The 2,956-nt window shown below is 39.7% G+C and carries 3 protein-coding genes; 1 reads left to right on the forward strand and 2 read right to left on the reverse strand.

The annotated features are described in order from the left end of the window. Positions 1-720 (forward strand): glutamate synthase-related protein (locus tag ACFVSH_RS24835; RefSeq protein WP_387708411.1); only part of this gene is annotated, 720 nt, incomplete at its 5' end. Positions 721-800: 80 nt separating this feature from the next. On the opposite strand, the gene ACFVSH_RS24840 is transcribed toward ACFVSH_RS24835, so the two are convergent. Next, on the reverse strand, positions 801-2,027 hold the full coding sequence (locus tag ACFVSH_RS24840) for an MFS transporter (protein ID WP_387708413.1): 1,227 nt from the start codon (positions 2,025-2,027) through the stop codon (positions 801-803). Positions 2,028-2,227: 200 nt separating this feature from the next. Further along, a partial coding sequence (locus ACFVSH_RS24845; protein WP_387708415.1) for an MBL fold metallo-hydrolase occupies positions 2,228-2,956 on the reverse strand: 729 nt, incomplete at its 5' end.

A 2,956-nucleotide genomic window follows, 5' to 3' on the forward strand; every position in this document is an offset into this window, starting at 1 on the left:
GTACCATACAAAGCGATCGATAGTCCAAACCGGTTTCATCAATTCAATGACGTAAAATCCATGTGCGATTTTATTGAAAGAATCAGGGAACATACAGGCATTCCGGTCGGCATCAAAATGGTCATCGGCGGCAATGACAGTGTCGAAGAGCTTGCTAGCTATATGAAAGAAACCGGGCAAGGTCCCGACTTCATTACATTGGATGGCGGTGAAGGCGGCACGGGTGCTTCTTATCAGGAATTGATCGATAGCGTAGGGTTGCCGCTAAAATCCGCATTGCCGATTTTAGTATCGACATTGGAAAAATACGGCGTCCGAGATCGGGTTAAAATCATCGCCTCCGGTAAATTGTTCACGCCAGATAGAATCGCCATTGCCCTAGCCATGGGAGCTGACCTTGTTAATATCGCACGAGGTTTCATGATTGCTATAGGATGTATTCAGACGATGAAATGTCAATCCAATGCTTGTCCTGTCGGGGTAGCAACCACTGATCCGGAATTGCAAAAGGCACTTGTCATCGATGAAAAGAAATACCGTGTGGTCAATTTTCTTGTTACCCTTAGAAAAGGATTATATCGAATTTCAGCCGCTGCTGGTTTGGATTCACCTATCCATTTTCAACCTAAGCACATTAGTTATAAGGATGATATAGGAATTGTCACATCCCTTGAAGATATCATGAAAGAAGTAAAGGGACAAATAGGTGCCAGGCAATGAAAAACCACCGCCCAAGTTTGATGGGCGGTGGTTTTCACTTTATCAATAAGTGAAGCCATTTTAGGCTGCTCCAAAATGTATCAGGCATGTATACGAATATCCCCTGTTTGGTCTTTTCCCTTACTTATCAGCTTTCCATAGCGATAATAAACATAAACTGCAGCTATAAAACCAGTAACAGATAGGAATGCATCAAATATGAAGATGATTGATATATTCCCGCTTTTCGACATCCACCCCGTTACAAGCGGCATGACTATAGAAGCCAATCCTGCAGCTGTTGCCACGATCCCGGTCACTGTTCCTTTTTTTCTCCAGAACAATTCCGTCATAATCGTAATGGCTAATTGAAAAATCCCCGCAGTGGAAAGTCCGATGAAAAATGCCGTGATGGAAACGATGATCGGTTCCTTAACCAAAAGGATCGTAAGGATAGAAATAAAAGTTATGATCGGATAAACCATGATAACCGTTATTGGCCGTACAATCTTTTTTAATAATACGGATAAAACCAATACAGAAATAAGCGCCCCTAAACTATAATAACTCAGTAATTTGATGGAACTGGCCATCGTCATGCCCACAGCTTGCTGACCATAAGTTGGCAGCCATATCTGTGAAACGGTAAATAATCCTGTTGATGTGAAACCGATTATCACAAGAGCAAGTCCCTCTTTACGTAATACCGGTTCTGAAGTGAATTTCATTCTCCCGGTTCGAACATCCACTTGTTTTTCCTTATACATATTCGTACTTGGAAAAGAAACGGTGAATAAAAACATCAAATTCAATAGATAAATGGCAGCAGGAATAAAAAAGGCATATCCATAAAACATCTCATGATTCGAGAAAAATAATATCATGAACGGGAGAAGAAATGCTCCAGCAGACATGAATGCTTTCACCAGTACACTGGCAGAACCGGAAGCTCTTGGGAAAAGCTCTGTTAAACCGGGATATGAACCTGCATCCATTGACGAATTAGCGACACCTGCAAGGATGGCAAAAATAAAAGCCAAATGATAATTTGGTGATAATGGAATACCTATCAAGAAGATACCCATTCCCAAAGATGAAGCAATAATTAATGGTTTTCGCCCGATTTTATCTGATATATATCCCGTAAATGCATATGTAAGTAATTTCCCGACCCCTATTGCTGCGATGATATAACTTACCCCGGCACTATCTGTATCCCATTGCTCCGTTAAATACGCCATATTCGATGCGAGCATGATATTGACCATGCCTAACAGAAAATAATTAATATACACTCCTGATGCTGTTTTCATATACGTGTTCTTCATCCCAAAACTCCCAACCTGTCTTCAGTAACGTTCTCCATCGATTCAATATTCATAAGAATCTAAAAATAATCATAACACTTTTTCCTTTTTAGTAAACAAAACCGCTTACTCTTATTCATTAACGTATATTTAAGACAGTGTGACTTGCGTTTTAATGCAAAAAAGCTCATATGACATGAGCTAGAATCAATGTTCAATTTTCAAATGGATTGATAATACCATTTGCCATCACGTATAAACTTTATGCATTGGTCATTCAAAAGAAGGTATTCAAGGTGAGCCAATGTTTCACCAACTGCAAACCTGGTTTCGTGAATGGGCAGATTTCCAAATAAGATATGGCAAGCACTTTTTACAGAAATCGGCTCTTTCATATTTTCATGAATTACATGCAGCCTGTCCTGATGGTGGTCCAACAATTCAACAATTCTTTTATTGGCATTTTGAAACGGTTTCCCATGTGAAGGGATGACATATTCAACGTCCAGTTTTTGTATTTTTTTCAAAGAAGTAAAAAACTCTTCCAATGGGTTGCAAAGACCTTTAAACCAATACGAAATATTTGGAGATACCCTGGGCAATATATGATCTGTCGAGAAAAGGACACTTTTTTCCTTATTATATAATGATATCAGACCATCAGAGTGCCCCGGAGTGAAAATTACTTCATACTCATATTTGCCAAAATGCAGATTCATTCCTTCTTCTAGATGATGATTTACGGTAGGATAGGGTTTTACTTGGGGCATGAATCCACTTTCGTCACTGGATAAGGCGACGGCTATCTCGTCTTCCATTCCACATGCCTTATAATTTTCTTTAAGCAGATTCAGCGAATCCATTTCCCAATATGTAGTTCCCGCATGTTCATCCACTTGTGTCATCCAAACATCCGCACCGGTTAATTGTTGTAATGCCCCTGCATAACC

The sequence above is a fragment of the Peribacillus sp. NPDC058002 genome, assembly GCF_042886655.1.
GTDB lineage: Bacteria > Bacillota > Bacilli > Bacillales > DSM-1321 > Peribacillus > Peribacillus aracenensis.

Bases quoted from the DNA above. Each gene is read 5' to 3' on its own strand.
- ACFVSH_RS24840 (WP_387708413.1), bottom strand. From the start codon at position 2,027: ATGAAGAACACGTATATGAAAACAGCATCAGGAGTGTATATTAATTAT.